This is a genomic window from Pseudomonas sp. C5pp (assembly GCF_000814065.1).
GTDB classification, from domain to species: domain Bacteria; phylum Pseudomonadota; class Gammaproteobacteria; order Pseudomonadales; family Pseudomonadaceae; genus Aquipseudomonas; species Aquipseudomonas asiatica.
This window is the reverse complement of sequence record NZ_JWLN01000013.1, coordinates 151,608-173,830: the sequence shown is the minus strand read 5'-3', so window position 1 is coordinate 173,830 and position 22,223 is coordinate 151,608. Positions and strand designations below refer to the sequence as shown.

The 22,223-nt window shown below is 64.2% G+C and carries 25 protein-coding genes; 16 read left to right on the top strand and 9 right to left on the bottom strand.

What is annotated here, in order from left to right:
• Positions 1-40 precede the first annotated feature (40 nt).
• Entirely contained in the window at positions 41-640 is a 600-nt protein-coding gene (locus RR51_RS13375; protein ID WP_003258234.1) for a LysE/ArgO family amino acid transporter, read from the bottom strand.
• A 97-nt stretch (positions 641-737) separates the two neighbouring features.
• Here RR51_RS13375 and RR51_RS13370 point away from each other — a divergent pair, with 97 nt between their 5' ends.
• The 3 genes from RR51_RS13370 to RR51_RS13360 all read left to right on the top strand — a co-directional run bounded on the left by RR51_RS13370 (position 738) and on the right by RR51_RS13360 (position 3,630).
• A complete protein-coding gene (locus RR51_RS13370) occupies positions 738-1,628 on the top strand; it encodes a LysR family transcriptional regulator ArgP (RefSeq protein WP_039613789.1) in 891 nt (296 codons plus the stop codon).
• Positions 1,629-1,677: 49 nt separating this feature from the next.
• A complete protein-coding gene (locus RR51_RS13365; protein WP_039613788.1) occupies positions 1,678-2,673 on the top strand; it encodes an NAD-dependent epimerase/dehydratase family protein in 996 nt (331 codons plus the stop codon).
• A gap of 87 nt (positions 2,674-2,760) precedes the next feature.
• Positions 2,761-3,630 (top strand): hypothetical protein, encoded by an 870-nt coding sequence (locus RR51_RS13360; protein WP_039613787.1) that lies wholly within the window; start codon positions 2,761-2,763, stop codon positions 3,628-3,630.
• A 123-nt stretch (positions 3,631-3,753) separates the two neighbouring features.
• On the opposite strand, the gene RR51_RS13355 is transcribed toward RR51_RS13360, so the two are convergent.
• Together RR51_RS13355 and RR51_RS13350 are read right to left on the bottom strand one after the other, a co-directional pair.
• Positions 3,754-4,803 (bottom strand): alkene reductase, encoded by a 1,050-nt coding sequence (locus tag RR51_RS13355; protein ID WP_039613786.1) that lies wholly within the window; start codon positions 4,801-4,803, stop codon positions 3,754-3,756.
• 17 nt (positions 4,804-4,820) lie between these two features.
• Entirely contained in the window at positions 4,821-5,123 is a 303-nt protein-coding gene (locus RR51_RS13350; RefSeq protein ID WP_003258229.1) for an ArsR/SmtB family transcription factor, read from the bottom strand.
• Between the two features lie 150 nt (positions 5,124-5,273).
• Between RR51_RS13350 and RR51_RS13345 the strand changes: the two genes are divergently transcribed.
• The gene (locus tag RR51_RS13345; RefSeq protein WP_039613785.1) at positions 5,274-5,858 is read left to right on the top strand and encodes an acyl carrier protein phosphodiesterase; all 585 of its coding nucleotides are present in this window, start codon (positions 5,274-5,276) and stop codon (positions 5,856-5,858) included.
• Positions 5,859-5,990: 132 nt separating this feature from the next.
• Here the strand turns inward: RR51_RS13345 and RR51_RS13340 are convergent, their stop codons facing one another.
• Together RR51_RS13340 and olsB are read right to left on the bottom strand one after the other, a co-directional pair.
• Entirely contained in the window at positions 5,991-6,779 is a 789-nt protein-coding gene (locus RR51_RS13340; protein ID WP_039613784.1) for a lysophospholipid acyltransferase family protein, read from the bottom strand.
• Positions 6,779-7,534: an L-ornithine N(alpha)-acyltransferase gene (olsB, locus tag RR51_RS13335; RefSeq protein ID WP_013974069.1), complete on the bottom strand. Its 756-nt coding sequence runs from the start codon at positions 7,532-7,534 to the stop codon at positions 6,779-6,781. Before olsB ends, RR51_RS13340 begins: the two co-directional genes overlap by 1 nt.
• A 160-nt stretch (positions 7,535-7,694) precedes the next feature.
• On the opposite strand from olsB, the gene RR51_RS13330 reads away from it, so the two are divergent.
• The 6 genes from RR51_RS13330 (at position 7,695) to RR51_RS13305 (ending at position 12,549) form a co-directional block, all read left to right on the top strand.
• A complete protein-coding gene (locus RR51_RS13330) occupies positions 7,695-8,582 on the top strand; it encodes an acyl-CoA dehydrogenase (RefSeq protein WP_025340513.1) in 888 nt (295 codons plus the stop codon).
• Between the two features lie 206 nt (positions 8,583-8,788).
• The gene (locus RR51_RS13325) at positions 8,789-9,841 is read left to right on the top strand and encodes a serine hydrolase domain-containing protein (protein WP_039613783.1); all 1,053 of its coding nucleotides are present in this window, start codon (positions 8,789-8,791) and stop codon (positions 9,839-9,841) included.
• The gene (locus tag RR51_RS13320; RefSeq protein WP_039613782.1) at positions 9,838-10,134 is read left to right on the top strand and encodes a hypothetical protein; all 297 of its coding nucleotides are present in this window, start codon (positions 9,838-9,840) and stop codon (positions 10,132-10,134) included. Before RR51_RS13325 ends, RR51_RS13320 begins: the two co-directional genes overlap by 4 nt.
• A 44-nt stretch (positions 10,135-10,178) precedes the next feature.
• Complete coding sequence (locus RR51_RS13315) at positions 10,179-10,760, top strand: YceI family protein (RefSeq protein ID WP_039613781.1); 582 nt, start codon at positions 10,179-10,181, stop codon at positions 10,758-10,760.
• 1 nt (position 10,761) lies between these two features.
• On the top strand, positions 10,762-11,919 hold the full coding sequence (locus RR51_RS13310; protein WP_039613780.1) for a phospholipase D-like domain-containing protein: 1,158 nt from the start codon (positions 10,762-10,764) through the stop codon (positions 11,917-11,919).
• A gap of 51 nt (positions 11,920-11,970) precedes the next feature.
• Complete coding sequence (locus tag RR51_RS13305; protein ID WP_039613779.1) at positions 11,971-12,549, top strand: DJ-1/PfpI family protein; 579 nt, start codon at positions 11,971-11,973, stop codon at positions 12,547-12,549.
• 118 nt (positions 12,550-12,667) lie between these two features.
• On the opposite strand, the gene RR51_RS13300 is transcribed toward RR51_RS13305, so the two are convergent.
• Entirely contained in the window at positions 12,668-13,066 is a 399-nt protein-coding gene (locus RR51_RS13300) for a nuclear transport factor 2 family protein (protein ID WP_003258223.1), read from the bottom strand.
• A gap of 115 nt (positions 13,067-13,181) precedes the next feature.
• On the opposite strand from RR51_RS13300, the gene RR51_RS13295 reads away from it, so the two are divergent.
• Complete coding sequence (locus tag RR51_RS13295; protein WP_013974061.1) at positions 13,182-13,772, top strand: GNAT family N-acetyltransferase; 591 nt, start codon at positions 13,182-13,184, stop codon at positions 13,770-13,772.
• A complete protein-coding gene (locus RR51_RS13290; RefSeq protein ID WP_039613778.1) occupies positions 13,769-14,641 on the top strand; it encodes a carbon-nitrogen hydrolase family protein in 873 nt (290 codons plus the stop codon). Before RR51_RS13295 ends, RR51_RS13290 begins: the two co-directional genes overlap by 4 nt.
• A gap of 120 nt (positions 14,642-14,761) precedes the next feature.
• On the opposite strand, the gene RR51_RS13285 is transcribed toward RR51_RS13290, so the two are convergent.
• Entirely contained in the window at positions 14,762-16,285 is a 1,524-nt protein-coding gene (locus tag RR51_RS13285; protein ID WP_013974059.1) for a fumarate hydratase, read from the bottom strand.
• A 248-nt stretch (positions 16,286-16,533) separates the two neighbouring features.
• Between RR51_RS13285 and RR51_RS13280 the strand changes: the two genes are divergently transcribed.
• Positions 16,534-17,454 carry an iron-sulfur-binding ferredoxin reductase gene (locus tag RR51_RS13280; RefSeq protein WP_039613777.1) on the top strand — a complete coding sequence of 307 codons (921 nt, stop codon included), beginning with the start codon at positions 16,534-16,536 and terminating at the stop codon, positions 17,452-17,454.
• Positions 17,455-17,592: 138 nt separating this feature from the next.
• Here the strand turns inward: RR51_RS13280 and pyk are convergent, their stop codons facing one another.
• Positions 17,593-19,047: a pyruvate kinase gene (gene pyk / locus RR51_RS13275; RefSeq protein WP_013974057.1), complete on the bottom strand. Its 1,455-nt coding sequence runs from the start codon at positions 19,045-19,047 to the stop codon at positions 17,593-17,595.
• Between the two features lie 179 nt (positions 19,048-19,226).
• Between pyk and RR51_RS13270 the strand changes: the two genes are divergently transcribed.
• The 3 genes from RR51_RS13270 to sbcB all read left to right on the top strand — a co-directional run bounded on the left by RR51_RS13270 (position 19,227) and on the right by sbcB (position 21,601).
• Positions 19,227-19,613: a hypothetical protein gene (locus RR51_RS13270; RefSeq protein WP_003259593.1), complete on the top strand. Its 387-nt coding sequence runs from the start codon at positions 19,227-19,229 to the stop codon at positions 19,611-19,613.
• 123 nt (positions 19,614-19,736) lie between these two features.
• Positions 19,737-20,096 (top strand): PilZ domain-containing protein, encoded by a 360-nt coding sequence (locus RR51_RS13265; protein ID WP_003259592.1) that lies wholly within the window; start codon positions 19,737-19,739, stop codon positions 20,094-20,096.
• Between the two features lie 71 nt (positions 20,097-20,167).
• Positions 20,168-21,601: an exodeoxyribonuclease I gene (sbcB, locus tag RR51_RS13260; RefSeq protein WP_039613776.1), complete on the top strand. Its 1,434-nt coding sequence runs from the start codon at positions 20,168-20,170 to the stop codon at positions 21,599-21,601.
• Between the two features lie 85 nt (positions 21,602-21,686).
• Here sbcB and mvaT read toward each other — a convergent pair whose 3' ends face one another.
• Positions 21,687-22,064, bottom strand: coding sequence for a histone-like nucleoid-structuring protein MvaT (gene mvaT, locus RR51_RS13255; protein WP_003259590.1), 378 nt, complete (start codon positions 22,062-22,064; stop codon positions 21,687-21,689).
• Between the last annotated feature and the right edge of the window lie 159 nt (positions 22,065-22,223).

The following is a 22,223-nucleotide window of genomic DNA, read 5'->3' as shown; positions in this document are numbered from 1 at the left end:
TCGATCTCACAGGCGATAAAGATGTTGTGGTGAGCCGAGGTCAGTTGAAGATCAACTGCGCCGCCACCGCGAACATCATCACCGCCACCATCAGGTCGAGCATGCGCCAGGTCGCCGGCCGGGCCAGCCACGGTGCCAGCCAGGCAGCGCCGATCGCCAGGGTCGAGAACCACAGCAGCGAGGCGCTGGCAGCGCCGGCCACGTAGGCGCCAGGCGCAGCCTGCTGGGCGCCCAGCGAGCCGATCAGCAGCACCGTGTCGAGGTACACGTGCGGGTTCAGCAGGGTCACCGCCAGGGCGCTGAGCAGTACCGCGCGGCGTGAGCGCGCACCCTGGCCCTGCTGGTGCTGCAGGCTCTGCCTGGAGCAGGCGCTGCGCAACGCCTTGGCGCCGTACCAGATCAGGAACACCGCGCCGCCCCAGCGGGCGATCGCCAGCAAGGTAGGGTTGTGCGCCAGCACGGTTGCCAGGCCGAACACTCCGGCAGCCACCAGGATGGCGTCACAGACGATGCACAGTGCCGCCACCGGCAAATGATGCTCGCGGCGCAAGCTCTGGGCGAGGACGAAAGCGTTCTGTGCACCGATGGCCATGATCAGGCCGAAGGCCACGAGCATGCCGTTGAGATAGCTTTGCCACATGGCGCGCTCTCCAAAGCGTCTAAAAGATGCTGGCCATTGTGATGAACCACGCTGTATAAGAAAAACAAATAGAGCTGATCCGTCATTAGGAAAATCGATGTTCGACTACAAGCTGCTGGCCGCCCTCGCCGCCGTGATCGAGCAGGGTGGTTTCGAACGCGCGGCGCAGGTGCTGGGCTTGTCGCAGTCGGCCATTTCCCAGCGCATCAAACTGCTTGAGGCGCGGGTCGGCCAGCCGGTGCTGGTGCGTGCCACACCGCCAAGCCCGACCGAAGTCGGCCGCCAGTTGCTCAACCATGTGCAGCAGGTGCGCCTGCTCGAACGCGACCTGCAGCGCCAGGTGCCGGCACTGGACGAGGAGGGCATGCCGGAGCGCCTGCGCATTGCTCTCAATGCCGACAGCCTGGCCACCTGGTGGGCGGGGGCAGTGGGCACTTTCTGCGCGCAGCAGAATGTGCTGACCGACCTGGTGGTGGAAGACCAGGAAGTGGGTCTGAAACGCATGCGTGCGGGCGAAGTTGCGGCCTGCCTGTGTGGCAGCGAGCGGCCGGTGGCCGGGGCGCGCAGCCTGCCACTGGGTGCCATGCGCTACCGGGCGCTGGCCAGCCCCGGGTTCATGGCGCGGCATTTTCCGCAGGGCTTCGCTGCCAGCCGCCTGGCCCGTACCCCGGCGATCGTTTACGGCCCGGACGACTTCCTGCAACACCGCTACCTGGCATCGCTGGGCATCGAGGATGGCTTCCTGCACCACTTGTGCCCGTCGTCCGAAGGCTTCCTGCGCATGACCGAAGCTGGCCTGGGCTGGGGCCTGGTGCCTGAACTGCAGGCCCGCGAGCAACTGGCCAGCGGCCGGCTGGTGGAAATCTGCAGCGATACCCCCATCGATGTGCCGCTGTACTGGCATCATTGGCGCAATGGCGGGCAACTGCTCGCGCAACTGACCGACCACCTGCGGCACTCCGCACGGCAATGGCTGGTGCCCTTGTAGCCACGGCTGGCGTCAGTTGCATCTGAAATCTGGCAAGACGGAGTCTTACATGCGAATTCTGGTCACCGGCGCGAGTGGCTTCATTGGCGGGCGCTTTGCGCGCTTTGCCCTGGAGCAGGGCCTGGACGTGCGGGTCAGCGGCCGTCGAGCCGAAGGGGTCGAGCACCTGGTCAAGCGCGGCGCCCAGTTCATCCCCGGCGACCTGGGGGATGCCGAGCTGGCCCGCCGCCTGTGCCAGGGCGTCGAGGCGGTAGTGCACTGCGCCGGCGCAGTGGGCAACTGGGGGCGCTACCAGGACTTCTATCAAAGCAATGTGGTGGTCACCGAAAACGTGGTCGAGGGCTGCTTGAAGGAGCACGTACGGCGGCTGGTACACCTGTCGTCGCCGTCGATCTACTTCAATGGCCGCTCGCGCCTGGACATCCGTGAAGACCAGGTGCCGCGCCGCTTCCACGACCACTACGGGCAGACCAAGTACATGGCCGAGCAGAAAGTGTTCGGTGCCCAGGAGTTCGGCCTCGAGGTGCTGGCGCTGCGCCCACGCTTCGTCACCGGCGCTGGCGATGCCAGTATCTTCCCGCGGCTGATGCAGATGCAGCGCAAGGGGCGCGTGGCGATCATCGGCAACGGCCTGAACAAAGTCGATTTCACCAGCGTGCACAATCTTAACGAAGCGCTGCTCAGTGCTCTGTTCGCCGATGACCGGGCGCTGGGCCAAGCCTATAACATCAGCAACGGCCAGCCGCTGCCGCTGTGGGATGTGGTCAACTACGTGATGCGCCAGATGCAACTGCCGCAGGTTACCCGTTACCGTTCCTACGGCCTGGCCTACAGCCTGGCCGCGCTGAACGAGGCGGCCTGCATGTTGTGGCCGGGGCGCCCGCAACCGACCCTGTCGCGCCTGGGGATGCAGGTGATGAGCCGCGATTTCACCCTGGATATCAGCCGCGCCCGACAGTACCTGGACTACCAGCCCAAGGTCAGCCTGTGGACGGCATTGGATGAATTCTGTGCCTGGTGGAAGCACCAGCCGCCGGGGCAGTAAAGCCGGCCGGCCGACAATGGTCATCAACGCGCCGCGCTGGCGGTTTATACTCGTGCCTCTTTGCGACTACCGCGGTTGAATGTATCCATGCGTAACCATGCTCACGATGACTACGATGACGTGCCTAGCCTGCGGGCGGGCACCCATGACGATGACGAACTGATGCCGGCGCACGTGGTGCGTAACCGCCAGAAGGCCGCTCGCGGTGCCAGCACGGCGCCGCTGTGGGCATTGCTCGGGGCCTCGTTCATCGCCTTGGCGGGCCTTGGCTGGTGGAGCTTCCAGCAGATCTCGCTGATGGAGCAGCAGCTGGTGGCGACCCAGGAAAGCTTCGCTCGCATCAGCGAAGAGGCTGCCGGGCGCCTGCAGGCGATCAGCGGCAAGGTGGCGGCCAGCGAATCCGGCGCCACTACCAACAGCGAGGCATTGAAGCTGCAACTGCGTCAGTTGCAGCAGGGGGTGGCCGGGCAGACTGGCGACCTGGGCAAGCGCCTGGAGCAGGTACTGGCTGATACCCGCGAACAGCAGAAGGCCGTGACCCAGCTGCAAACCCAGTTGCAGGCGCAACTGAAGGCGGTGAATGGCGAGCTGGCCGCATTGCGCTCGGGTCAGGTCGATGGTGGCAAGCTGGATACCCAGTTCAAGGGCCTGAACGAACAGGTTGCTGCGCTGAAGGCCGCGCAGGTGGATGGCGCCAAGCTGGATGCGCAGCTCAAGAGCCTGGGCAGCGAGGTTGCTGCGCTGAAGAAGCAGGGTAACCCGAGCGCGGCCATCCAGGACCTGGAGCAGGACATCCTGGTGCTCAAGAGCCAGATCGATAACCGCCCGGCCGCGGCGGCGTCCAGTGGTGCTTCGGTGCAGGAATTCGACGCCTTCCGGGCGCAGACGACACGCAACCTGAATACCTTGCAGAGCCAGATCCAGAACCTGCAGCAGCAGATCAATGCCCGGCCGTGACATTGCAGGGGAGGGCTTTGCCCTCCTATCGCGACACAAGGCCGCTCCTACAGGAATTCGCGTTCCCCTGTAGGAGCGGCCTTGTGTCGCGATAGGGCCGCAAAGCGGCCCCGGCGATTTCAGTTACAACCGCGGATAGTCGATGTACCCCACCGGCCCCTTGCCATAGAAAGTCTCCGGCCGCGCCTCGTTCAACGGCGCATCCACCGCCAGCCGCGCCGGCAGGTCAGGGTTGGCGATGAACGGTACGCCAAACGCCACGGCGTCGGCCTTGCCATTGGCCAGGGCTGCATTGGCACTGGCCTTGTCAAAGCGCTCATTGACGATGTACGGGCCGCCGAACGCTTCCTTGATCAGCGGGCCGATACTGTCATCGGCTTCCTTTTCCCGCGAGCAGATGAAGGCAATACCACGCTTGCCCAGCTCACGGGCCACGTAGGTAAATGTTTCGGCACGGTCGGCATCGCCCATGTCATGGGCATCGGCCCGCGGCGCCAGGTGCACGCCCACGCGGTTTGCGCCCCATACCTCGATGGCCGCATCGGTCACTTCCAGCAGCAGCCGTGCACGGTTTTCCAGCGAACCACCGTAGCGGTCGGTGCGCTGGTTGGTGCTGCTCTGCAGGAACTGGTCGAGCAGGTAGCCGTTGGCGCCGTGGATTTCCACGCCATCGAAACCGGCAGCCTTGGCATTCTCGGCACCGCTGCGGTAGGCCTCGACGATGTCGATGATTTCTTCGGTTTCCAGCGCGCGTGGGGTGGGGTAGTCACTGAGCGGGCGCACCAGGCTTACATGGCCCTTGGGCTGGATCGCGCTGGGGGCCACCGGCAGCTCGCCGTTCAGGTAGCTGGGGTGGGAGATGCGGCCAACATGCCACAGCTGCAGGAAGATGCGCCCGCCGGCGGCATGCACGGCCTTGGTCACGTTGTTCCAGCCACGCACCTGTTCGTCGTTCCAGATACCGGGGGTATCCGGGTAGCCGACGCCCATGGCGCTGACCGAGGTCGCCTCGCTGAGGATTAGCCCGGCGCTGGCGCGCTGCACGTAATACTCGGCCATCAGCGCGTTGGGCACGCGGCCTTCGTCGGCCCGGCAGCGGGTAAGCGGGGCCATGATGATGCGGTTGGGCAGTTGCAGGTCGCCCAGGGTGATCGGATCGAAAAGCGTGGTCATGACGGTTACCTGCCTGTTTAGAGTGCTTGGCGCAGTTGTTCGAGAAACGCCTGGATGGTGGCTTCGTTGCGTTTGAAGAAATGCCATTGGCCGATCTTCTGGCTGCTGATCAGCCCGGCGCGCTGCAAGGTGGCCAGGTGGGCGGAGACGGTCGACTGCGACAGGCCGCAGCGTTGGTCGATCTGCCCGGCACACACACCGTTCTCGGTGCTGTGGTACTGGTCGGGGAATTGCGTAGCCGGGTCCTTCAGCCAGCTGAGGATTTCTCGCCTGACCGGGTGGGCCAGCGCTTTTATGATTTCGTCGAGATCGAGAGGCATGGGTTGAGGCTCGTTGTAGCGGTATATCGCGATAGGACGAAATGTAAATCGTGGTTTTCCGATATACAAATATGAAGAAGTTCTGAGCTGAGCACGAATCGCTATATCGCGTTATAACGATATATGGGCCGGCGGTGCTAGACTGCGCTCATGAACTACCTCGCACACCTGCACCTTGGCGGCCCGGCACCGCAACAACTGCTTGGCAGCCTGTATGGCGACTTCGTCAAAGGCTCGCTGGAAGGGCGCTTCCCACCAGCGCTGGAGGCGGCCATCCGGCTGCACCGGCATATCGATAGCTTCACCGACCAGCACCCGTTGGTGTTGGCGGCACTTGCGCGTTTTCCGCGTGAGCGGCGGCGCTTTGCCGGCATCGTTCTGGATGTGTTTTTCGACCATTGCCTGGCCCGGCATTGGCAGGATTATGCCGAGCAGCCGCTGGAGCAGTTCACCGGGGATTTTTATCGGGTATTGCTTGCGGAGCCCGAGTTGCCGGGGCGGCTGGCGCGGATAGCGCCGTTCATGGCGGCGGATGACTGGCTGGGTGCGTATGGCGACTTTGCCACGCTGGAGCAGGTGTTCAACGGTATTGCCCGGCGCTTGTCGCGGCCGGAGGGGATGGTTGGGGTGATGGGGGAGCTGGAGCGGCTGTATGAGCCATTGCTGGCGGACTTCAGGGAGTTTTATCCACAGTTGCAGGCGTTTGCAGCAGCGGGGCGGATGTCTGACAGTTAGTGCTGGGTTGGCATTGCCGGCCTCTTCGCGGGTAAACCCGCTCCCACAGGTACACCACAGAACTCAGGATGAGTGCCATCCCTGTGGGAGCGGGTTCACCCGCGAAGGGCCAGAACAGGCAGTGCATAAAACTCAGGCAGCCCGCGCTTGCCGCCGTGGCGCCAGTTCAACTTCCTCAACCCCGAACAACGCCAGGTGAATCGCCTGCTGCGCCTGCAACGCCAGCACCGCTCGCTCCTTGCCCACGCTGCCGATCGGCTGCAGCAGGTGAATGCAAACCTCGCCCCGCGGCAGGGCAAACAGGCGCATCAGGTGCGACACCAGGTCATCGTCACCAATGAACGGTGCAATCGGGTCGATCTGGCCATCGCGCAGGTACTGGATGGCGACCGGCTGCACCGCCACGCCACGGTCGATGGCACCTGCCAGCAGGCGACCATGGAAGGTGCGCAGGGTACGGCCACTGGTGGTGGTGCCCTCCGGGAAGATCAGTAGCGGCCGGGAAAGACCCAGTTGCCCGGCGATCTGCTCACGCAGGCGCTGGCTGTCGCCCCCGCCACGGCGGATGAACAAGGTGCCGGCCTTTTCCGCCAGCCAGCCGGCCACCGGCCAGTGCCGCACTTCGGCCTTGGACAGGAACGACAGCGGCAGCAGCATGCCAAGCAACGGGATATCGGTCCAGGACACGTGGTTGCTGACCCACAGCATTGGCCGTTGGGGCAGCTCTCCGATCACCCGCACATCGAAGGGCAGGGCCGCGACCAGGCGCTTCATGAACAGGCAGGTCCAGCGCTGGCGGCGCTCGATGGGCGTCTTGAACCCCAGGCGTTCGCCCAGGGCGATCACGCTGGCCATCAGCATGCCCAGCAGCAGTACCAGCAGCAGTCGAGTCAGGCGGGCCATTACCCGCAGCTTCGGCATCAGACCGCTGCCTTGAAGTGGCGGGCGTAGCGTGGGCACAGTTCGTCGCGCTTGAGCAGGATGAACACGTCGGCCACCTGGAAGTCTTCGTCCCAGCACGGCTCGCCGCAGATCTTCGCGCCCAGGCGCATGTACGCCTTTAGCAGCGGTGGCATCTCGGCGATGACGTTGTTCGGCAGTGCCAGGTTGGGCAATGGGTTCTTCGGCTCGGCGCGCAGGTGCTCGGTGCACAGGTAGCGGTCACGCAGGCGCTGCATCACCGCATGGGCCTGTACCCCGCCATCCTGCATGGGGATGCTGGCGCAGCCCATCAGGTAGCTGTAGCGGCCTTCGTTGAGCACTTCGGCCAGTTCGCCCCAGAGCACGGCGATGGTGCCGCCGTTGCGGTAGTCGGGAGCTACGCAGGTTCGGCCCAGCTCCAGGATCGGGCCCTGCAGCTGCAACAGGCCATGCAGGCTGAATTCTTCTTCGCTATAGAAGCGGCCCAGGCTGCTGGCGGCCTGATGGTCGAGCAGGCGGGTGGTGGCCACCAGCTCGCCGGTGCTCAGGTCGCGTACGCCAATGTGGCGGCAGTGCACGTCGTAGTCGTCCATGTCCAGGCCTTGCTCGGCTCCTTTGAGCTTGGCCTTGAATTCGGCGCTGAACACTTTGTAGCGCAGGGCCTGGGCTTCCTGCAGGGCCGTGGCGCCAACCAGGCGTTCGGCTTGCAGACGGCGTTCGGTGCTGTTGTCGCCAGCGTGAGCGATCCGAGTCATTACGAGTCTCCATAAGCCAGCCATGAAGGGTTGCGGCCGGTCGGCTTTGTTGTGCAAAGTCAGCCTAGGTAGATGGGGTGTCACCCCTGTGAATCTTTGGTGATGCTTGCGTGACACCCCCTGAGCCACAACTGAAAGCCCTTCAGCAAGGAGCCGACCGATGGCCTGGTTGCAACGACTCAACGACCCGCTTCGCCAAGCGCTGGCGGGCACTCTGGGCGAAACCTATGCCGCGCTGCTCGAGCGCCTTGGCCCGGTTGCCCCGTTTGAACTGGCGGTGCTCGGTGGGCGCGCGATGGCCACCCCGGGCCTGGCCTTCCTGGTCGGCTACCAGGCCGCCTTGCGCGTGCTGTGGCCCAGTGCTCCACCCAGCCTCGGCGCCCTGTGCGCCACCGAACGGCGCAGCGTGCGGCCGGCGGACATGCGCACGCGCCTTGACGGCTTGCGGCTGACCGGTAGCAAGGACTTCGTCACTGCCGGCCTGGAGGCGGAATGGCTGCTGGTGGCGGCGCGCTGCGAGGCGACGGGCGCGGCGCCGCAGTTGAACCTGGCGGTGGTCTACCCCGGGGAGCCAGGTGTGACGCTGGAAGCGCTGCCGACGCTGCCGCTGATGCCGGAGGTGGGCCATGGGCGACTGGTGCTGGAGCAGGCGGCGTGCGAGCTACTGGCCGGTGATGGTTGGGATGCGTATGTGAAGCCGTTCCGTTCGCTGGAGGACTTGTATGTGCTTACGGCGTTGACGGCCTGGCTGTATGGCGTGGGGCAGGAGTGCGCCTGGCCGCAGGCCCTGCGCCTACAGTTGCTTGGGCTGCTGGCCGGGTGTGCCGAAGGTAGCCGGCAGTGCGCCGATAGCGTTGGTTGCCATTTGTTGCTGGGGGGATTGTTTGCACAGTTCCAGGCGCTGCGAGGGGAGATCGATGCTGCGTTGGCGGCGGGGCCGGCGCAGTGGGCGCAGATCTGGCAGCGTGACCAGGGGGTGATGGCGCTGGCGGCGGCGGCGCGGGAGAAGCGGCTGAACAAGGCTTGGGCCGCTGCGGGATTGTCATGAATGCCTGATAGGTTTGTGTGATCCGATGAGTCCTGGGGCCGCTTTGCGGCCCTTCGCGGGCTTGCCCGCTCCCACAGGTATATCGCTTACCCCATGAATGGTGCGATCCCTGTGGGAGCGGGCGGGCCCGCGAAGGGCTGCAAGGCAGCCCCATAAAACGCGAGCCTCTACTGGGATGCTGAAAGGTCTGCTGCTGCTTTTTTTGCATGGCCATGGCCCCTGCCAAGGCTGAGGTCTGGCCTGACCCTGACTGGCACAACGACCCTGCCTCCATCGACTGGCAAGCCGTCGACGCCTACGCCTTCCCCGCACGCACAACCCCCGAACGCAGCGGCATCCGCACCGACGCCCTGCTGATCATCCGCGACGGCCGCATCCTCCACGAACGCTACGCCGCCCCCAGTACCGCCGCCACCGCCCACCTCACCTGGTCGATCAGCAAGAGCGTACTCGCCACGCTATTGGGCGTAGCCCAGGGTGAAGGCCGCTTCCAGCTGCAGGACCCGGTGACCCGTTTCTACCCGGCCATGCACGCCCATCCCGGCGTGCGCATGGCCGATCTGCTGCATTGGGCCAGCGGCCTGGACTGGCAGGAAGACTACGAGTACGCCCCGCTCAAGTCCTCGGTGGTGGCCATGCTGTATACCCGTGGCCGCGAGGACATGGCGGCCTATACGGCGGCGCGGGAAGCGGTGGCCAGCCCGGGCCAGCGGTTTCTCTATTCCAGTGGCGACAGCAACCTGCTGGCCGCCGCGCTACGCGGCATGCTCGATGCCGGTCAGTACGCCGACTACCCCTGGCATGCGCTGTTCACCCCGTTGGGGATCGACAGCGCGGTATGGGAACGGGACCGCGCGGGTACCTATGTGGGTTCGTCCTACCTGTACCTCAGCGCTCGCGACCTGGCGCGCATCGGCCTGCTGATGCAGCGCGACGGGCGTTGGCAGGATCGGCAATTGCTGCCCAAGCCCTGGGTGGCTTTCAACCGCACGCCGTTTGCCGATGCCGAAGCACTGCCCGGCGAGGCCAACCCCGGTGGCCACTGGTGGCTCAACCAGCCGCTGCCCGGCGCTGCCCGGCCTTGGCCGAGTGCTCCCGCGGACACCTACGCAGCCCTTGGCCACTGGGGCCAGGCGCTGTACGTGCTGCCCGCGCAAAAGCTGGTGATCGTGCGTTACGCCGATGACCGCGACGGCAGCTATCAGCACGATGAACTGCTCAAGCGGATACTCGCGGCGCTGGCTGGGGAGGGGGCATGAAGCGGGTGCTGCTGGTGGTGCTGCTGGGGGTGGTGTACTGGGCCTGGCACGAGCGCCAGGCCCTGACGGACTTCCCCGGTATCCTTTCGGCCTACTCGGCCAAGGAATATTGCTCGTGCCGCTTCGTCATGGGGTTTGAGCCGGCGTATTGCCAAGGCTACGTGAAGCAATGGCTGCCGCTGAGCCTGCTGGAGGAAGACAGCCAACAGCGGCAGGTCACCGCCGAAGGCCTGGGCCGTCGCAATCAGGCTGCCTGGCAAGGCCCGCGCGAGGGCTGCCGCTTGCTGCCGTGAAGGCGGGCGGGTAAGGTTGGCGGCCTGGTTTCACGAGATCTGTCATGTTCAAGCTGCCCCGCCTGCTGCCCGCCTTGTTGCTGGCTTTTTGCCTGCCCGCCCACGCCAACTGGCACCTCGATGGCGAGTCTTCGCGCCTTTCGTTCATTACCGGCAAGAACGGTAACACCGCCGAAGTGCACCGCTTCCTGGTGCTGCATGGCACGGTCGACCGCAAGGGAGTGGCCGGGTTGAGCATCGAGATGGACTCGGTGAGCAGCGGTATTCCGCTGCGTGATGAACGCATGCGCGAGGACCTGTTCGAGGTCGAGCGCTTTGCCGAAGCCAAGGTGCAGGCGCAACTGGACCTACGGCCGATCAACGACCTGGCCAACGGTGCCCAGATCGAACTGCGCCTGCCATTGACCGTGACCCTGCATGGCCAGTCACACAGCTACAACGTCCTGCTGCTGGCCACCCGCCTGGACGAGCGACGCTTCCAGGTGGTGACCCTGGAGCCCCTGGTGCTGCGCGCCGAGGATTTCGGCCTGCTGCCGGGGCTGCAACGCCTGCGCAAGTTCGCCGGGCTCAAGTCCATCAACCCGTCGGTGCCGGTTAGCGCGGTGCTGATCTTCACCGCCCGCTGACATGCCGGGGCCGGTCTTTCCCTGGCGGGATGGCAACCAGTTCGAACTGCTGATCGACGGCCCCGAGTTTTTTCCGCGCATGCTCCTGGCGATCATGCGCGCCGAATTCCAGGTCGACCTGGAACTGTACCTGGTCGAGGCCGGTGACTGCGCGGATGCGGTGGTCGAAGCGCTGGAGCAGGCTGCCCGACGTGGCGTGCGGGTGCGCTGCCTGTTCGACGACTATGGCTCGCTGGCCTTCAACAGCAAGTTGCGTCAGCGCCTGCTGGACGCAGGTGTGTACCTGCGCTGGTACAACCGCCTGCGCTGGAAGCGTGGCTTGCGCAATCTGTACCGCGATCACCGCAAGTTGCTGCTGGTGGACGAACGCTGGGCGGTGGTGGGCGGCACGGGCGTCACCGACGAGTTCTGGACGCCCGGCGGGGCGACCAGTGAATGGCACGAGGTGATGGTGCAGATGCAGGGGCCGGTGGTAAGCGACTGGCAGTTACTGTTCGACCGCCAGTGGCACGCCAACAACCGTCGCACCGCCTGGCGCCCCGCCGAGGGCTTTGGCCTGCCGCGCCTGCCCAAGGTGCCTGCACAGGGGCAGGGCATGGGCCGGGTGGCCTATGCCGACGCCCGCCAGCACCAGGACATCCTGCATTCGCTGGTGCGCGCGATCAACAGCGGCAAGCAGCGAGTGTGGCTGGCCACGCCTTACTTCCTGCCGACCTGGAGCGTGCGCCGGTCGCTGCGCCGGGCTGCCGGGAAGGGGGTCGATGTGCGGCTGCTGCTGACCGGGCCGCGCACCGATCACCCCTCGGTACGTTACGCCGGGCACCGCTATTACCCGCGTCTGCTGCGCGCCGGGGTGCGTATCTACGAGTACCAGCCGTGTTTCCTGCACCTGAAGATGGTGTTGATCGACGACTGGGTCAGTATCGGCTCATGCAACTTCGATCACTGGAACCTGCGCTTCAACCTCGAGGCCAATATCGAGGCACTCGACCCGCCGCTGACGGCTGCCGTGCAGGCCAGTTTCGAGCGTGATTTCGCCTTGAGCGAGGTGGTCGACCTGGGCCACTGGAATGCCCGGCCGCTGTGGCGCCGGGTGAAGCAGCGGTTGTGGGGGTGGCTGGACCGGTTGGTGGTCAACTTGCTCGACCGTCGCGACTGAGACCAGCTATCGTGCAGTGATTGGCTCAAGGCAATCGAAGGAGTGGGTGCGATGACGGCAAAGAAAATTCTCATGTTGGTCGGCGACTACGTCGAAGATTACGAAGTCATGGTGCCGTTCCAGGCGCTGAGCATGGTCGGGCACACGGTACATGCGGTATGCCCGGAAAAGGTCGCGGGGCAGACGGTGCGTACCGCGATTCATGATTTCGAGGGCGAACAGACCTACAGCGAAAAGCCGGGGCACAACTTTGCCTTGAATTATGACTTCGTGCGTGTACGGCCCGAGAGCTACGACGCGCTGCTGATCCCGGGTGGTCGTGCGCCAGAGTACCTGCGCCTGGATGAAAAGGTGCTGGAGCTGGTACGCGCATTCAACCAGGCCGGCAAGCCGATCGCGGCGGTATGCCATGGTGCCCAGTTGCTGGCGGCGGCCGGCGTGCTGGAAGGGCGCGAATGCAGTGCGTACCCGGCGTGTGCCCCGGAAGTGCGCTTGGCGGGCGGGACGTTCATCGATATCGCGGTGGACCAGGCGCATGTGGAGGGCAACCTGGTGACGGCACCGGCATGGCCGGCGCATCCAGCGTGGTTGGCGGCATTCCTCAAGGTGCTTGGTACCCGTATTGCCTGAGAGGGCCTCTTCGCGGGCATGCCCGCTCCCACCTGTACCTCACTGCTCTCAAGTCGTGCGGGATCCCTGTGGGAGCGGGCGAGCCCGCGAATAGGCCAGTACAAGCAATACACCCTAATCAGGCCACCTGCTCGACCCAGTCATTGAGGTTGTAGTAGTTGGTCACCCGGGCAATCTTTCCGCAGTGGATATAGAAGAACGCCCCTGCCGGCAGCACATAGGTCTGCCCGTTGGCCGCCGGCAACCCTTCGTCATCGACCAGATATTCCCCATGCACGGTAAACTCCGCCGCCGCGCGGCTGCCGTCGGCGTTCTGCATCACCACGATATCGGCCAGGCGCTCGCGGTAGCAGCGGTTCATCTTGTCCATGAACGCTGCAAACCGGGCCTTGCCCATCTGCCGCTCGCCCTGGTTGATGTCGTGGATCACATCCTCGCTGAGCAGGGCGAGAAAGGCCGGCATGTCGCCCGCATTGAAGGCGGCGTAGTAAGCATTTACCAGTTCGGTAGCGGTCATGGAACAATACCTGTCGTGGAGGGAAAAGGCGGGTCGTCGCTCCGGATGATAGGGTTTCCCCTCAAGCCCGGCTTAGCCGAGCGCGTCATCCACATCGACAAAACGACCGCCAAGCATGGAAATACGCCTGTTGCACGGCGCCGCTATCGCGCCTTACATCGATGACCTCGCTCGCCTGCGCCTTACCGTGTTTCGCGAGTTTCCCTACCTTTATGACGGCACCCCGGAGTACGAGGCCGACTACCTGGCCACTTATGCCCGCTCCGGGCGCAGCCTGGTGGTGCTGGCGCTGGACGACGGCAAGGTGGTCGGTGCCTCCACCGGCCTGCCGCTGGTGGATGTCGCCCCCGAGTTCCAGCAGCCGTTCCTGGCCCAGGGGCGCGACCCGGCCAGCGTGTATTACTTCGGTGAATCGGTGGTACTGCCCGAGTACCGTGGCCAGGGCCTGGGGGTGCGCTTTTTCATCGAGCGCGAGTCCTACGCACACAAGCTGGCCGAGTTCGACTATTGCGCGTTCTGTGCGGTCGAGCGGCCAGGTGTGCATCCGCGGCGGCCTGCGGACTACAAGCCGTTGCATGGCTTCTGGCGTAACCGCGGCTTCCTGCACGACCCGTCGCTGCGCACCAGCTACGCCTGGCGCGACCTGGACGAGCAGGAAAGCTCCGACAAGCTGATGTCGTTCTGGCTCAAGGAACTGCCGATATGATCCGCCTGGCGGCCTGCCAGTACGCCATCGAGCTGCATGAAACCTGGGAGGCCTACGCCGATCATCTGCAAGCCCTGTGCGCCGAGGCGGTGGACGCGGGGGCCCGCTTGCTGCTTTTGCCGGAGTACGCCGGCCTGGTGCTCAGCGGGCAGCTGAGTGCCGAGCAGCGGGGTGACCTGAAGGCTTCCATCGCCGGTATCCAGCCGCTGATCGAACCCTGGAGGGCCTTGTGCGAGAGCCTTGCCCGGCGCTGGGGTATCTACCTGCAACCGGGTAGCGTACCGGTGCTGGACAGCGATGGGCGCTACCGCAACCGTGCCTGGCTGTTCGGTCCCCAAGGTGTGCTGGGGTACCAGGACAAACTGATGATGACCCGTTTCGAACGGGAGCAGTGGGACATAGCTGCGGGCCAGGGGCTGCAGGTGTTCGACACTGAACTGGGGCGCCTGGGCATCCTGATCTGCTACGACAACGAATTCCCGATGCTGGCGCGGCGCCTGGCGGAGGGTGGTGCCGACCTGATCCTGGCGCCGAGCTGTACCGACACCGAGGCGGGTTACCACCGGGTGCGTATCGGCGCCCAGGCGCGGGCGCTGGAGAACCAGATTGCGGTAATGCAGAGCCCCACGGTCGGGCTGGCGCCCTGGTCGCCGGCGCTGGACGAGAATATCGGCCGGGCAGGGCTGTTCGTGCCGCCGGATCATGGGATGCCGGGGGATGGGGTGGTGGCCTTGAGTGAAGAATCGAGCCCTGCCACTAGTCAGTGGCTGGTCTGTGAGGTGGACCTTGAGGAAGTACGGCGGGTGAGGCGGGAAGGGCAGGTGTTTACCCGCAGGGACTGGCCGGAGCAGTTTGACAGAGTCCTGTGAAAACAGCGGCGGCCTCTTCGCGGGTGAACCCGCTCCCACAGGTAGCGCGTAGCCCCAGGCTTGCGCTGTCCCTGTGGGAGCGGGTTTACCCGCGAAGAAGGCGACACTACTACATCAGGCTTACTTCACTTCAACTGCCAGGCTCTGGGCAATCTTGCTCTGCCACAGGGCAGGGCCAGTGATGTGTACCGACTCACCGTTGCTGTCCACGGCGACGGTCACCGGCATGTCCTTGACCTCGAACTCGTAGATCGCTTCCATGCCCAGCTCGGCGAAGGCCAGGACCTTCGACTTGCGGATGGCCTGGGCCACCAGGTAGGCAGCACCGCCGACGGCCATCAGGTACACGGCCTTGTTGTCCTTGATCGCTTCGATGGCGGCAGGGCCGCGCTCGGACTTGCCGATCATGCCGAGCAGGCCGGTCTGCTCGAGGATCTGGCGGGTGAACTTGTCCATGCGGGTGGCGGTGGTCGGGCCGGCTGGGCCTACCACTTCGTCACCGACCGGGTCGACCGGGCCAACGTAGTAGATGAAGCGGCCTTTCAGGTCCACCGGCAGCTCTTCGCCACGGTTGAGCATTTCGACCATGCGCTTGTGCGCGGCATCGCGGCCGGTCAGCATCTTGCCGTTGAGCAGGATGGTTTCGCCCGGCTTCCAGCTCGCGACTTCTTCCGGGGTGATGGCGTCGAGGTTGACGCGACGGGCGCTCGGGCCGGCTTCCCAGACGATTTCCGGGTAGGCGTCCAGCGACGGCGCTTCCAGCTCGGCCGGGCCGGAGCCATCGAGCACGAAGTGGGCGTGGCGGGTGGCGGCGCAGTTGGGGATCATGCACACCGGCAGCGAAGCGGCGTGGGTCGGGTAGTCCATGATCTTGACGTCGAGCACGGTGGTCAGGCCACCCAGGCCCTGGGCGCCGATGCCCAGCTGGTTGACCTTCTCGAACAGCTCCAGGCGGATTTCTTCCAGGCGGTTCTGCGGGCCACGGGCTTTCAGTTCGTGGATGTCGATGGACTCCATCAACACTTCCTTGGCCATGACGGCGGCCTTCTCGGCGGTACCGCCGATGCCGATGCCGAGCATGCCAGGCGGGCACCAGCCAGCGCCCATGGTCGGGACGGTCTTCAGTACCCAGTCGACGATCGAGTCGGACGGGTTGAGCATGGCCATCTTCGACTTGTTCTCCGAGCCGCCGCCTTTGGCTGCGACATCGACCTCGACCTTGTCGCCGGGGACGATGGAGTAGTGGATCACTGCCGGGGTGTTGTCCTTGGTGTTCTTGCGGGCACCGGCCGGGTCGGCCAGGATCGAAGCGCGCAGGACGTTTTCAGGCAGATTGTAGGCGCGACGCACACCTTCGTTGATCATGTCGTCGACGCTCATGGTGGCGCCGTCCCAGCGCACGTCCATGCCCACGCGGATGAACACGGTGACGATACCGGTGTCTTGGCAGATCGGGCGATGGCCAGTGGCGCACATGCGCGAGTTGATCAGGATCTGGGCGATGGAATCGCGCGCAGCAGGCGATTCTTCACGCAGATAGGCCTCGTGCATGGCCTGGATGAAATCGACGGGGTGGTAGTACGAGATGAATTGCAGGGCGTCGGCGACGCTCTGAATCAGGTCGTCTTGCTTGATCACGGTCATGCAGCGCGCTCCTCTTAAAGACGGGAACATTCATTACGGCGCTCGACGGTGCCGACCAGCGTGTCGAAGCGCCTTGCAAGGCGCCGGCAGGTCAGGCCGACGGAAAAAGGCGCGGCAGTATAGCGCGCATCCGTGCCGGGCACACCTGCGGTCGGTCTGGACCATGGTCGGCAGTGGTTGGGCATCCTTTTTGCTGCCGTTGCGTGCTTGGCTTAAAGTGCACTGTGATATGTGGAGAAAGACCGACCATGCCCGTACTTTGCGTGGGCGAGCGCCGCTGGGCGGTGCCGACCGGCAGCAACCTGCTCGATGCCTTGAACGAGGCCGGGCTGAACGTACCCTACAGTTGCCGCGCCGGCAGTTGCCATGCCTGCCTGGTGCACTGCCTGGGCGGGCAACCGCTGGATGCCATGCCCGAGGCCCTGGCGCCGGACAAGCATGCCCAGGGCTGGCGGCTGGCCTGTCAGTGTCGGGTAGTCGAAGATCTGCGCGTGGCGCTGTTCGACCCGCAGCAGGATGGCCTGCCGGCGCAGGTCTGTGCCCTGGACTGGTTCGGCGATGTGCTGCGCGTGCGGCTGCGGCCCGAACGGGCAATGCGTTACCAGGCGGGGCAGCATGTGGTGCTGTGGAATGGCGCGGTGGCGCGGCCTTACTCCTTGGCCAGCCTGCCGGGCGAAGATGATTTCCTCGAGTTTCATATCGACTGCCAGCACCCCGGCGCCTTTTGTGACAAGGCCCGTGGCTTGCAACTGGGTGATGTGCTGCGCCTGGGCGAGCTCAGGGGTGGGGCCTTGCACTACGACCCGGACTGGCAGCAGCGGCCGCTGTGGTTGCTGGCGGCGGGGACCGGGCTGGCGCCGTTGTGGGGCATCTTGCGCGAGGCTCTGCGGCAGGGGCACCAAGGGGAAATCAGGGTCATGCATGTGGCGCGCGAGGGCGTTGGGCATTATCTGGCCGAGCCGTTGCGCCAGATGGCGGATGTGAATGTCGAGTTGGTACTGGCAGAGCAGCTGGATGAAGCGTTGGCCGGGTTGCGGCCGTCATCGCGGCAGACGGTGGCGCTGGTGTGCGGGGCCCCGGGGAGTGTCGAGCGGTTTGCCCGGCGGCTGTTCATTGCCGGGGTGCCACGGGGGCAGGTGTTTGCCGATGTGTTTGTCGAGCATGCCTGAGGCATTTGTGTTGATCGTGCCGGCCCATTCGCCGGCACGCCCGCTCCCACAGGTACAGCGCTAGCCTCAGGCTTGTTGCTAACCCTGTGGGAGCGGGCGTGCCCGCGAACGGGGCCATGGCGCGGCCCCTTGGCGGGATCAACCGACCAGCGGATCACCGACATGCAGGATCTTCATGCCATTGGTGCCACCGATGGTGTGGTAGCTGTCACCCTTGGTCAGGATTACCCAGTCACCTTGCTCCACCAGGCCACGCTTGAGCAGTTCGTCGACCGCTGCCTGACTCACCTTGTCGGCCGGCAGCGAGGCCGGATCGAAGGCGATCGGGTACACGCCGCGGAACATGTTGGCACGGGCCTGGGTAGCGCGGTGCGGCGACAGGGCGAAGATCGGCACGTGCGAACGCAGGCGCGACATGATCAGCGGGGTGTAGCCACTCTCGGTCAGGGCGATGATCGCCTTCACGCCCGGGAAGTGGTTGGCGGTGTACATGGCCGCCAGGGCGATGCTCTCGTCGCAGCGCTCGAAGGTAGTGTGCAGGCGGTGGCTGGACTTCTGGCTGGTCGGGTGCTTTTCGGCACCCAGGCAGATACGGGCCATGGCCTGGACGGCTTCGATCGGGTAGGCACCGGCGGCGCTCTCGGCCGACAGCATCACCGCGTCGGTGTTGTCCAGCACGGCGTTGGCCACGTCGGACACTTCGGCACGGGTCGGCATCGGGTTCTGGATCATCGACTCCATCATCTGGGTCGCCACGATCACTGCCTTGTTGTTGCGGCGGGCGTGCTGGATGATCTTCTTCTGGATGGCGATCAGCTCGGCGTCGCCGATTTCCACGCCCAGGTCGCCACGGGCGACCATGACGGCGTCGGAGGCGAGGATCAGCTTGTCGAGGGTCTCGTCGTCGGCCACCGCTTCGGCGCGTTCGATCTTGGCAACCAGCCAGGCGCTGCCGCCAGCTTCGTCACGCAGCTTGCGCGCGTATTCCATGTCGCTGGCGTCACGCGGGAAGGACACGGCCAGGTAGTCCAGGTCCATTTCCGCGGCCAGCTTGATGTCGGCCTTGTCCTTCTCGGTCAGGGCCGGTGCGGTAAGGCCGCCACCTTTACGGTTGATGCCTTTGTGGTCGGACAGCGGGCCACCGATGATCACCACGCAGTGCAGGGCATCTGCGGTGGCGGTCTCGACGCGCATCACCACGCGGCCATCGTCGAGCAGCAGTTCGTCACCAACGCCGCAGTCCTTGACCAGGTCGGGGTAGTCGATACCGACGATGTCCTGGTTGCCTTCGGTCAGCGGGTGGGCGGTGGAGAAGGTGAACTTGTCACCGATCTTCAATTCGATACGCTTGTTGGCGAACTTGGCGATGCGGATCTTCGGACCCTGCAGGTCGCCCAGCAGTGCAACATGGCGGCCGTTCTTGGCGGCGATGTCACGGATCAGGCGCGCGCGGGCCTTGTGCTCGTCCGGAGTGCCGTGGGAGAAGTTCAGGCGTGCCACGTCCAGGCCGGCGAGGATCAGCTGTTCGATCACTTCCGGCGAGTTGCTGGCGGGGCCAAGGGTGGCGACGATTTTGGTACGGCGGATGCTCATGCACAGACTCCTATAGTGAAGCGCAGCGAAAGGCTACTCCTGAATCTCGCTGTAGTCATTGTTCCGTTGCACTACCTGCGACCGAGGCAGGGTGGCATTTGAACGGGCAGGGCATCCTTGCAAAAGGATGTGAAGATTTGCCGGCAAAGGCCGATACACTGGCATCAAAGGAGACCCCCATGCGAGCCCTGATCGTTTTAGCCCTGGCGGCCAGCGCCGTCGGTTGCACCCGCTGGTCCATGGACCACCACCTGAACAATGCCTACCGTGCCTACGACCGTGGCGATTGCGCACGGGTCATGCTCGAGCTGTCGCAGGTCGACCGCACCAGCCGTGCACGACCGTTCATCCACCCCGAGGTGTCGCTGCTGCGCGGCCAGTGCCTGGAGCGCCAGGCCTTGTACGTGGATGCGGCGCAGACCTACCAGTACCTGATCCAGCAGTACCCGGGCAATGAATACGCCTATCGTGCCCAGGCACGCCTGCAGACCCTGGAGAAACTCGGCCATTTGCGCGGCACCGAAGCCGCCGTGGCGAACCCGGTGACCGCCGCACCTTGGCGTTAACACCAAGGTGTGATTTATTTCACGGGATTTGCCGCGCGCGCTGCGCTAATCTGTAACTCAGTTGTTACAACAACCGCCAGTTCCACGTATTCCTGGCATCGGATACGGACTGCACTTGCGATCATGTTCAACAAGCGCCACATCGAACGCCATCAGCTGCCTTGTGTTCTCAAGGTGTTCAATCGCATTACCGGCCAGGCCATCGGCCAGCTGGGTAACGCCTCTGAAGACGGGCTGATGCTGATAAGCCAGCTACCTGTGCTGGTCGGGCCCGACTACGATCTGCAATTACGCCTGCCGCTGCTTGGTGGCGGGCATCAATTCGTCAACCTTACCGCCAGCTGCCTGTGGTGCCGTGAAGACCAGACGCCCGGGCACTACGATTCCGGTTTCATGCTGCTGCAGGCCCCCCGCGAGTACGATGAATTCGTCCGTTCGTTGCGCGACTATTTCAGTTTCCGCCCCGCCAACGCATCTGCCTGAGCCTGCTGAGCCCCGGGCCCAGCTACTGGAATCGCGCTAGAATCGGGTCGACCTCGATACAGGACGACCCCGTGACCTCCAGCATTTTCTGGCACGACTACGAAACCACCGGCATCAACCCGCGCTGCGACCGGCCGCTGCAGGTGGCCGGCGTGCGCACCGACTTCGACCTCAACGAAATCGACGAGCCGATCAGCCTTTATTGCCGGCCCTCCGACGATATCCTGCCGCACCCGGCGGCTTGCCTGGTGACCGGCATCACCCCGCAACTGCTGGCCGAGCAGGGTTTGTGCGAAGCGGAGTTCATGACCCGGGTGCATGCGCAACTCGCGCACCCTGGTACCTGCGGTGCCGGCTACAACACCCTGCGCTTCGACGACGAAGTGACCCGTTACAGCCTGTACCGCAACTTTTTCGACCCTTATGCCCGAGAGTGGCAGGGCGGCAACAGCCGCTGGGACCTGATCGACATCGTGCGCACGGCCTATGCACTGCGCCCGGACGGCATCGAGTGGCCGCAACAGGACGGGCGCACCAGCCTGCGTCTGGAACTGCTGAGCAAGGCCAATGGCATCGACCACGGGCATGCCCACGAAGCGCTTTCCGACGTGCGGGCAACCATCGCCCTGGCCCGCCTGATCCGTCAGAAACAGCCCAAGTTGTATGACTGGCTGTTTCAGTTGCGCAGCAAGCATAAAGTGATGGAGCAGATCAGTTTGTTGCAGCCACTGGTGCATATATCCGGGCGCTTCTCGGCGGCACGCAATTACCTTGGTGTCGTATTGCCACTGGCCTGGCACCCGCGTAATCGCAATGCACTGATTGTGTGCGACCTGCATCAGGAAACCCTACCGTTACTACGGGAAAGTGCTGAAGTTCTACGCCAGCGTTTGTATACCCGCCATGAAGAACTGGCCGAAGGCGAATTACCCGTGCCGCTCAAATTGGTGCAGATCAATCGCTGCCCGGTACTGGCGCCACTTTCGGTATTGCGCCCGGCCGATCAACAACGGTTGGGCCTGGACTTGACGTTGTTACAATTGCGCGGCGAAGAATTGGCCGAGCAACAGGCGCAATGGCAAGACAAGCTGGAACACATCTACGGCAAGGAAGACTTTGCCCCGAGTGAAGACCCGGAACAACAGTTGTATGACGGTTTTCTGGGGGACCGTGACCGCCGCTTATGCGAGCAAGTTCGTGCACTGGAACCGGCGCAGTTGAGCCGTGGGCAGTGGATGTTCGATGACCCGCGCCTGCCTGAACTGTTGTTCCGCTATCGGGCGCGCAACTTCCCCGAGACCCTGACCGGCGAAGAGCGGCAACGCTGGTTCAGCTTCTGCCAGCAGCGCCTGAGCGACCCGCAGTGGGGCGCGCCGAATACGCTGGGCGACTTCGAACAGGCGCGGCAGCAAGCCTGGGAGGGCGCTGACGATGCCGGGCGGCGTGTGCTGGATGCCTGGCAGGTACATGCCAGGCAATTGCAGGCACAGTATGCAGTTGGCTGAGCGCTGGCACAAAACGCGAACAAACAAAAACGCCGGCAATATGCCGGCGTTCTTGTTGCGATAAGCAGCAGGCGTGTGCGGACAATCAGTCCAGCAGGGTCGCCCAGCTTTCAACCACATCGCCACCCCACTTGGCTTTCCATTCTTTCAGGGTCTTGTGGTTGCCGCCTTTGGTTTCGATCACTTCATTGTTGTGCGGGTTCTTGTATTGCTTGACCTTGCGTGCACGCTTGGTGGCGGTAGTCTTGACCGCACCACGAGGTGCCTTGCTCAGTTTCGACTCTGGGTCGAGCAGGGCAATCACGTCGCGCAGCGACTTGGAGTATTCGCCCATCAGTGTGCGCAGTTTGCCTTCGAACTCCAGTTCTTTCTTCAGCTTGTCATCCTGCGACAGGTTGGCCAGGCGGGCCTGAAGTTCCTTGATGGCTTCTTCGGTAGCGCGGTACTCGTTGATCAGGGACATGGAGTGTTCCTTAATGCGTGTTCAGAAATGTGTGGGGCAATAATAGACAGGCAATACTCGCAAGTAAACATATTGTTGGGCAATTAACTGTTAACTAAGCTGTGACAACCATTTCTCTAGGTGAACAAAAATTTACAATTAACCCTGCATTTCGTCATG

Excerpts from the sequence above, each read along its gene's own strand:
- RR51_RS13340 (WP_039613784.1), bottom strand. The coding sequence starts at position 6,779 with ATGCCGAAGCTGCGGGTAATGGCCCGCCTGACTCGACTGCTGCTGGTA.
- RR51_RS13350 (WP_003258229.1), bottom strand. The coding sequence starts at position 5,123 with ATGCCTCTCGATCTCGACGAAATCATAAAAGCGCTGGCCCACCCGGTC.
- RR51_RS13355 (WP_039613786.1), bottom strand. The coding sequence starts at position 4,803 with ATGACCACGCTTTTCGATCCGATCACCCTGGGCGACCTGCAACTGCCC.
- RR51_RS13265 (WP_003259592.1), top strand. The coding sequence starts at position 19,737 with ATGTTCAACAAGCGCCACATCGAACGCCATCAGCTGCCTTGTGTTCTC.
- RR51_RS13330 (WP_025340513.1), top strand. The coding sequence starts at position 7,695 with ATGGCCTGGTTGCAACGACTCAACGACCCGCTTCGCCAAGCGCTGGCG.
- RR51_RS13320 (WP_039613782.1), top strand. The coding sequence starts at position 9,838 with ATGAAGCGGGTGCTGCTGGTGGTGCTGCTGGGGGTGGTGTACTGGGCC.
- RR51_RS13360 (WP_039613787.1), top strand. The coding sequence starts at position 2,761 with ATGCGTAACCATGCTCACGATGACTACGATGACGTGCCTAGCCTGCGG.
- RR51_RS13375 (WP_003258234.1), bottom strand. The coding sequence starts at position 640 with ATGTGGCAAAGCTATCTCAACGGCATGCTCGTGGCCTTCGGCCTGATC.
- RR51_RS13365 (WP_039613788.1), top strand. The coding sequence starts at position 1,678 with ATGCGAATTCTGGTCACCGGCGCGAGTGGCTTCATTGGCGGGCGCTTT.
- RR51_RS13270 (WP_003259593.1), top strand. The coding sequence starts at position 19,227 with ATGCGAGCCCTGATCGTTTTAGCCCTGGCGGCCAGCGCCGTCGGTTGC.
- RR51_RS13315 (WP_039613781.1), top strand. The coding sequence starts at position 10,179 with ATGTTCAAGCTGCCCCGCCTGCTGCCCGCCTTGTTGCTGGCTTTTTGC.
- RR51_RS13310 (WP_039613780.1), top strand. The coding sequence starts at position 10,762 with ATGCCGGGGCCGGTCTTTCCCTGGCGGGATGGCAACCAGTTCGAACTG.
- RR51_RS13300 (WP_003258223.1), bottom strand. The coding sequence starts at position 13,066 with ATGACCGCTACCGAACTGGTAAATGCTTACTACGCCGCCTTCAATGCG.
- RR51_RS13295 (WP_013974061.1), top strand. The coding sequence starts at position 13,182 with ATGGAAATACGCCTGTTGCACGGCGCCGCTATCGCGCCTTACATCGAT.
- mvaT (WP_003259590.1), bottom strand. The coding sequence starts at position 22,064 with ATGTCCCTGATCAACGAGTACCGCGCTACCGAAGAAGCCATCAAGGAA.
- pyk (WP_013974057.1), bottom strand. The coding sequence starts at position 19,047 with ATGAGCATCCGCCGTACCAAAATCGTCGCCACCCTTGGCCCCGCCAGC.
- RR51_RS13370 (WP_039613789.1), top strand. The coding sequence starts at position 738 with ATGTTCGACTACAAGCTGCTGGCCGCCCTCGCCGCCGTGATCGAGCAG.
- olsB (WP_013974069.1), bottom strand. The coding sequence starts at position 7,534 with ATGACTCGGATCGCTCACGCTGGCGACAACAGCACCGAACGCCGTCTG.
- RR51_RS13345 (WP_039613785.1), top strand. The coding sequence starts at position 5,274 with ATGAACTACCTCGCACACCTGCACCTTGGCGGCCCGGCACCGCAACAA.
- RR51_RS13285 (WP_013974059.1), bottom strand. The coding sequence starts at position 16,285 with ATGACCGTGATCAAGCAAGACGACCTGATTCAGAGCGTCGCCGACGCC.
- RR51_RS13290 (WP_039613778.1), top strand. The coding sequence starts at position 13,769 with ATGATCCGCCTGGCGGCCTGCCAGTACGCCATCGAGCTGCATGAAACC.
- RR51_RS13280 (WP_039613777.1), top strand. The coding sequence starts at position 16,534 with ATGCCCGTACTTTGCGTGGGCGAGCGCCGCTGGGCGGTGCCGACCGGC.
- RR51_RS13305 (WP_039613779.1), top strand. The coding sequence starts at position 11,971 with ATGACGGCAAAGAAAATTCTCATGTTGGTCGGCGACTACGTCGAAGAT.
- RR51_RS13325 (WP_039613783.1), top strand. The coding sequence starts at position 8,789 with ATGGCCATGGCCCCTGCCAAGGCTGAGGTCTGGCCTGACCCTGACTGG.